The organism is uncultured Gimesia sp. (assembly GCF_963976445.1).
Classification (GTDB): Bacteria; Planctomycetota; Planctomycetia; order Planctomycetales; family Planctomycetaceae; genus Gimesia.
In genome coordinates this window covers 299,338-306,263 of sequence record NZ_CAXBKP010000006.1, presented here as the reverse complement: position 1 = coordinate 306,263, position 6,926 = coordinate 299,338, and the positions used below count along the sequence as shown (strand labels likewise).

Annotated in this window: 8 protein-coding genes; 2 read left to right on the top strand and 6 right to left on the bottom strand. The window is 45.4% G+C overall.

Annotated elements, in window-relative coordinates:
- Together AAC022_RS09665 and AAC022_RS09660 are read right to left on the bottom strand one after the other, a co-directional pair.
- A partial coding sequence (locus tag AAC022_RS09665) for a DUF1559 domain-containing protein (protein ID WP_339730432.1) occupies positions 1 to 734 on the bottom strand: 734 nt, incomplete at its 3' end.
- Between the two features lie 370 nt (positions 735 to 1,104).
- Positions 1,105 to 1,296 (bottom strand): hypothetical protein, encoded by a 192-nt coding sequence (locus AAC022_RS09660; RefSeq protein WP_339730431.1) that lies wholly within the window; start codon positions 1,294 to 1,296, stop codon positions 1,105 to 1,107.
- 49 nt (positions 1,297 to 1,345) lie between these two features.
- On the opposite strand from AAC022_RS09660, the gene AAC022_RS09655 reads away from it, so the two are divergent.
- Positions 1,346 to 1,552 carry a hypothetical protein gene (locus AAC022_RS09655; RefSeq protein WP_339730430.1) on the top strand — a complete coding sequence of 69 codons (207 nt, stop codon included), beginning with the start codon at positions 1,346 to 1,348 and terminating at the stop codon, positions 1,550 to 1,552.
- Between the two features lie 59 nt (positions 1,553 to 1,611).
- On the opposite strand, the gene AAC022_RS09650 is transcribed toward AAC022_RS09655, so the two are convergent.
- The 4 genes from AAC022_RS09650 to AAC022_RS09635 all read right to left on the bottom strand — a co-directional run bounded on the left by AAC022_RS09650 (position 1,612) and on the right by AAC022_RS09635 (position 4,062).
- Positions 1,612 to 2,211: a hypothetical protein gene (locus AAC022_RS09650; RefSeq protein WP_339730427.1), complete on the bottom strand. Its 600-nt coding sequence runs from the start codon at positions 2,209 to 2,211 to the stop codon at positions 1,612 to 1,614.
- 99 nt (positions 2,212 to 2,310) lie between these two features.
- Positions 2,311 to 2,724, bottom strand: a complete 414-nt coding sequence (locus AAC022_RS09645) for an Imm39 family immunity protein (protein WP_339730426.1) — start codon at positions 2,722 to 2,724, stop codon at positions 2,311 to 2,313.
- Between the two features lie 139 nt (positions 2,725 to 2,863).
- On the bottom strand, positions 2,864 to 3,403 hold the full coding sequence (locus AAC022_RS09640) for a hypothetical protein (RefSeq protein WP_339730424.1): 540 nt from the start codon (positions 3,401 to 3,403) through the stop codon (positions 2,864 to 2,866).
- A 47-nt stretch (positions 3,404 to 3,450) separates the two neighbouring features.
- Entirely contained in the window at positions 3,451 to 4,062 is a 612-nt protein-coding gene (locus AAC022_RS09635) for a MarC family protein (protein ID WP_339730422.1), read from the bottom strand.
- A 1,169-nt stretch (positions 4,063 to 5,231) separates the two neighbouring features.
- Here AAC022_RS09635 and AAC022_RS09630 point away from each other — a divergent pair.
- The gene (locus AAC022_RS09630) at positions 5,232 to 6,914 is read left to right on the top strand and encodes a hypothetical protein (protein ID WP_339730421.1); all 1,683 of its coding nucleotides are present in this window, start codon (positions 5,232 to 5,234) and stop codon (positions 6,912 to 6,914) included.
- Positions 6,915 to 6,926: the final 12 nt, after the last annotated feature.

Below are 6,926 nucleotides of genomic sequence, written 5' to 3'. Positions count from 1 at the left end.
AACTCTGTGCTGAAGAAAATATTACCCCCATAGTTGTCCCAGTACAGACCGCGCCAGTCCGAGTCGTTGAGTGAAGCCGAAGTATCCTGAAATAAATTCGTCTCGCTGACCATTAAAGTGTTCGAGCTGCCATCGGTGATGTCGCGCATGCGGGTCCGCGAAATTTGATAGAACATGCCATTCAAATTCTGTCCGACATGAGCCGCATCGGCCGTGAATGTTGTAGAACCGGCGCAGGCAAGATAGTTACCCTGAAATCCAAGTCCAGGATACAGCGCCACCTTGCCACTGCCGGGATCGGACGGGCACATCAGCATCGGCAGGGGAGACGTCGTGCCGGGCCAGCCCTTCCAGGGCATCAACTTGCCCCCGGAATTTGTGGTATTAATATAAGGGGAGATCTGATTGTACAACGGCGCTTGATCAAGAAACGGCAGGATCATCTGTGGCCAACCGATGCGATTTGAGGCGAAATCTTCCGTCGACCAGAGATCATTCCCGAGACCGCCGGGAGGAAACGTGCTGTGCGCGTCGTTATAGTTGTGCATTGCTAACCCAATCTGCTTCAGATTGTTCTTGCATGTACTTCGCCGGGCTGCTTCGCGCGCCTGCTGGACTGCCGGCAAAAGCAGGGCGATGAGAATGGCGATGATGGAAATCACGACCAACAATTCAATCAATGTGAAACCGGATCGCCGGTCATCTGTCTCTGACTTACACGTGTATAAAGACATGAGATCCTCCTGGCAAAAACATAAAAGCAAAAATGATTTTGATGATATGAAATAGAGACTGGTTTCTACAAAAGAGACCAATCACAGCCTGAAACTTCGAACTCACTTTGAAGTAATGACTGTCGATCTGTGTTGATTTTTGCCATGGAGACGGATGAAAATAAATCTGGCAAAATACAGAAAATGACAGTTCCTCATCATCTTTGAGCCAACCCACCGTTCCGTATATTGGAACAAGGAGTCCCATAAAGAGCACTGATGGATTGTAAGCGGTCAATGGGAAAGTGTCAAACAAATTCGGTACAATTGAACAACTGACAATAATTCAACATGTGGACTAACCAATTTGTTGGCAACCGCATCAAATTTGTCAGGAACCAGATTTCGCTTTTCGGGGCCTGCCTCTGGGTTTGATGGTGCTTTCCAGGTCGAGTTGTTTAACGGTTTGCGTGGTCCATGCATCGTCGCTAAGCGGGGCGCCGCGTTTGATACTGCGTGCCAGAGCTTTTAATTCGCGGTCGGTTAGAGGTTGGTTGACTGCCCAGCCCGGTTTCCGGGTCAATTTAAGGGTCCTGACACCTTTTTCTGCCTCGTTTACCACGACGCAACAGATGCTGGCTGCAAGTTGGTTGTTGGGAGCCGTCATGAAGAAAACCGAGGAATTAGCCACGCTCGGACAACAGGTCCCCTGCAGCGAACGTGTGGGACATCGCACTGGTCGAACAGAACCCAAAGCCAATAAACGCCGAACCAAGGTGCTAGCTCTACTGAAGCAACCAAGATACCATTACCATCAACAAAGGAGGGCAATCGTATGACCGTAAACTGTTACTCCACAACCGGCAGTGCCATTCAGTCCTGCCCCCTTTATCTGTCCCTAAACCCCCTGATTTAATTCTCGGATCTCATTGCATTTTGAAAATATATCAGCCTTTATTTCAGGGCAACAACCACCTGTAAGGTTATGTTTCTTCTTCAATGATTTAAGTTTTTTAGCCTCATCCATTGAGTTACAACCTGCACCAAAATACCAGTAACCTTTATCAAAGAATCTTACCGCGATCATAAGAATTGCTGCTATTTCTGCTGCAATCGCTTGGTCCTTTTCAATGAAACCACTGTAATAAGATTCAGAAGGTCCTCCGACTACTAGTTGATCAGGACTACTGATCTCAATATAACCGCGGAAACCGTTATTGGAAGTAAAGTCGACAACGAATAATTGTAGCCTACTCCAATCAAATTCACCATTCATAAATAGTTTGAGTTCATTCGGTAAAACAAACTGCCACTCTAGTGGTGAATCCAATAAAATATACTTAATCGAGACATCTGTGATTATTTCATTCGTTGCAAGAATAAAATTTATTATAGTCTCGGAATTGATACAACTTTTTTCAAATACTGCAGCAACAGCAAAATCATAACCAGCCCCATCCCAATCATCTTCCAAGAAATCTAGTGAGTATTTATGCATATTTATCGTTTCAATTAATTCAAAAAGTCCAAGAAGTTCCCATCCATCGAGAAAAAGGGTTTTTATTGGTTTTGGACACTTTGCTATTCTTGAATTTTCTCAATCCTCTTTTGGCAGCGGGAAATCTTTTAGTTCGCTAAATTTCATTAAACCTCTTTTTGGTAAATCATACTTTGAAGCAATAGCGAATAAAGCTGGAATCAGAGCCATAAGAAATTTGTTGATTACTTCATCCTTCGATGCTCGTCTAAGTGGATCTAATTCAATTTCAACTGCGAACGGTAATTCATTGTTTTTTTTATCAATTGGACCTACTTGGGAATGGGGATCATATTTTGTTCCAAAACGAATAATTCCATGAAGTAGATTAAAAGGTGCATCCTCCAAAAATCCATCTTCTACTAAGAATGGATTGAGTTCTGTAGTTATCTCTACCATGGCGGGACCTGCTTCTCTGATACTACCTTTGATTAGGCCAACACCGCCAAGAACAATATTCAAGTCTGGTCTCATCTTCCTCTCCTGCCTCGTAAATGTTCTAGATCACCTAAAGAAAAGGGCGGCAGCGTGTCATTATTATATGGAAGGAAGCTTTCGACTTCCCCCGAGAACAGAAAAAGGCCACGAATGTGATTAAAGTTACATTACTGATTCAATCAGGAGGAATCTGATCAAGCCAGTAGACGTAGATCTCTCTCCACACGTTACTATCATCCTGTCCGCGGAGAATTCCGTATGCTTCAGCGATAGAACCTCCCACCGGCTCAAGGGGATTCAGCTCAAATCCTTCTAGCACTGGCAGGTTATATGAAATCTCCCTCTTGGGGCGTCTCAAAACTCGCCAACGGATTTTATCCCTGCTCTTCTCTAATAATATTTTTGCGACCAGTAAACCCATATCTGCAGCCAGTGCATACCCTTTATCAGTCAGTTTCTTTTTTTCAGTGACACATTCTGAGAATTCTTTTAGCAGAAGGTATTGAGCTGCTTTTTTACCTGCTGAACTTAAAAAATCTTCAACGTCTTGATTTTTAGTTTTAGGAACATTCAAAAATTTCAACAAAAAAGAAACTCGTTCATCAAGTGAAGCTAATAACCAGTCTTTGTATTGTCTGGCTTCTTTTAAGGTCCACTCTCGAGAATTTTTTTGACACAGCTCAAGGGGAGGCACAAACAAGGGATCTTCTTTCATGCCAAATTTCATTATTAATAGATGGGCAGAAAAAGGTGGTTTGATCTTTAAAATTTATCGGACCATGTTCGAAGGCCCTGCATGATCATATCGATTGAAACTGTTCCGACGTAAAGTGCTGTGATGCGGCCTGCGATCTCGATATACCTGTCAATTAACGCTTCGCGAGTTTGATTCACCCTGTCGTGTACGAATTTCAGCAATATGATTGTTGCAAGACAGATGAAAACAGCAGTCACAACAATCGTGCATGCCACCAGGGGTTCATGCCTTTTACCAATCAGTACACAGGCGCTGATGGTACCCGGGCCAATCAGCACGGGCATCGCAATCGAACCAGAAATGTGTTCCGATTCTCCTCTTAATCCTTCAATCGCGGTTGGACCGCGAAATACAAACTGAAGGCCAATCAGAAGAAAGACAATGCCGCCGAATATCTGGAAGGATGCAAATTCGACTTGCATGACACCTGTAAAAATCTTGTCTCCCAGAATCACAAAGCTACAGAAAATCGTGCTGGCAATCAGACCAGCCCTTGTCAATACACGACGAAATTGTTTCTGTTCGAGCTTTTGAACCACATCAACCAGATAAACAATAACCAGGAATGGGTTTAGAAGCGTTAACAAAAGTGCTGTGGATGTGAAAACATCAGTCATCGTTTATTGTACCGAACGTTTAGGAGGTCAAGCGTGTGAACACTGGTCGAATACGGCAGCTCGACTCGGTCGGAAAGTGCATCACTCGGGATTGGAAATTCCATTCTAGCTGGAGTTGGGATTGATTGAAAGAACATGGGTGCTCGTCGGATACATATAGTCTGTCGAACCTTGAGTCCCGCAGCCGATTAAGATTCGAAAACAAAATCAAGTAAAAAAACGGACGTGACCCGGGGTATGTATGCCGTGGAGAGCAGTTCGTTGATCGAGCATAGTAAGGTGTCTGCTCCATTCATATTTGAACCTGACATACGCTGTAGAAAAGCTGTCTCAGATTGCACTTTTTCAAACATTCATCCCCTGTAACCACTGTCGGATTTTCATCTGAGGCTGATTGGGTTGCATCGGGTAGACTTTTCTAAACCGTGATTTGTTGCGGTTTTTTTGGGGACGTTGTTCCAGTTAGAAACGGCGGCTCGCGCCGTGCCGCTCATTATTTTGCTTTGGCTCGGGTATGGGCTGGTTCGTTTGATTTTGTTTGAGGGGAGAGGTTTGGCATGGGATGTTTGTTTGGTTTGTTGTGGTATTTGATTTCTGGTTGTCGAACACTTTGTATTTTTGTGAATCTGATTGTCAACAGGAGCGCGATGGTGTCGAGTCGGATTTGTTTTAAACGATGCGGAAACAGGGTTGATATGTGTCCTTTCTGTGATGCCAGAATGTCGGTGCGTGGCGTATCTGTGTCAAAAGTGTGTCGAACGCGCACAAAAATGGGGTGCTCATTGTGTACCAGAAACGGGACGTCGAAAAAAAGCGGTCTGAAACGAGAGGCTTTTAAGGGGAGCAGATTCACAGGGGTGCCGGTATGCAGTGCGTTAACTGTTTTTGCTCACGCGCGCGACGCACAACCAGGGATCATCGCCAGTGCCGCGTTGCTGTCAAGTGGCGTTTTTTCACTGAGGATGTGAATGGGGATATGAATGGGGATGCGAATCTGAGGTCGCTTTTTTTGTGCGGATTTTGATAATTCTTGCAACCAGATTGGAATAGATCAGGTAAACTATGTATTCGTTGGATGTCTTGCTCATTCGAGATCTCTTTTGAAGATTTTGGTTTCACTTTTTTACTGACAACAGTCATTCTCGTCTTTCTTTTCAAGGGGATCTCCCGTGCTTCGCGTCTCTCCAAGTTCTTATATCAAACGGTTTACGTTCACTGTATGCTTTCTGGCTGTGGGCGCTTTTGTTTTTGCCCAGGCAGATACGAATCGGGAGCCACGCAAGGATAAAATCGACTGGAACCAGCCGATCGCGGTCGCTGCGATCGCCGGTGTTGACCGTGTTCTGGAAGACATCGAATACCTGTTTGAGACGGTTCAGAAACCCGAATACCCGGCGATGATCAAGGGGTTTCTGGCACAGTATCGGAATCTGGAAGGGCTGGATAAAACCAAGCCGCTGGGTGTGTTTGTGTTTCTGAACGAAGGAATCTCACCCCAGCCGACGGTGGTGGGATTCGTGCCTGTCAAGAATCTGGATGAGCTTACTCAAACGCTGGGCGAAGTTGGGTTTGACTTGGCTCCCGTAGAGGGAAAAGAAAACCGTTATACGCTGGCACTTCCCAGCTTCTCGCTGCATCTCAAAATGGCTCATGGTTACGCGTTTATTCAAATCACAAGTGAAGCGCTGGACCGCGAGTTTTATAACCCGGACGACTACACCAGTGCGCTGGCGAAAGAGTATGACATCGCAGCATCACTGTTATTGAGTAATGTTCCTGAGCCGATGCGAATGATGGCCGTCGATCTGGCCAATGCGAAGATTGCCGAACAGTTGGACCGCAAGCCGGGTGAAAATGACATTCAATATATGAGCCGCAAAGAGACAGCACTGTTTCTGCTCAAACAGTTCGAAATCATCGCCAAAGATGGTGACAATCTGATTGCTGGCTACTCGCTTTCCAAAAAAGACAAACAAATTCGGCTTCATCTCGGCGTCAAAGCAAACCCGGGATCACAACTGGGAAAAGAGTTAAAGCAGCTTTCGTCTACGTCGAGCCAGTATGCTTATCTCAATGCGGATGCAGCTGATTTACTGGGATACAGTGTGTTCCCACTGCGAAAAGACGTGGAGCAGAAAGCACTGCTTGATTTGCTTGAACAGTCGGAGTCAAAAGTTCCCCCGATTCTCTTGGGTGATGATTCTAATCCGGGACCAGTTTCTAAAATGCTGGAATCTGCCAAAGCGACGATCCAAGCCGGGAAGCTGGATGGCCATATTCAAATGCAGCAGACATCCAAAGGAAAAGCGGCATTGATTGCGGCTGTGAAACTGTCTGAGGGAGAAGAATTCCAACAGGGTCTGCAGAATTTATTCGATTTATTGAAGCAGGCAGATGAAACCCAGGGAATCGAAGCCAACGTCGCTGAGGTGGATGGCGTCACGATTCATAAAATTGCTCCCAAGGAACTGAAGAAAAATACCAAAGAACTTTTTGGCGAAGACCCCGTAATTTTCATCGGCTGTGATGCGAATGAGTGCTGGCTGGCAATGGGCGAAGAAGAAGCATTAGAGCTGTTGAAAAAGACGATTTCTGACCGGAAAAGCACTGGAAACCAGAGCAAAACAGGTGCCTCATTCCTGTTATCCATGAAGATGGCTTCGATTCTTCCGCTGGCGAAAGAGAATGCGAAGAACCAGGAATTTATGGATTCTGCCAAAGTTGCGTTTGCTTCGGGTGGCGACTTGATGACCTTTTACCCTAAAATCACTGCCGATGAAGCCAGCCTGAACCTGGAACTGGGTGAAGGATTTATTCGGCTGATCTCCTTAGCCATAGCCAACCGTAAATAGAACCAGATTTCC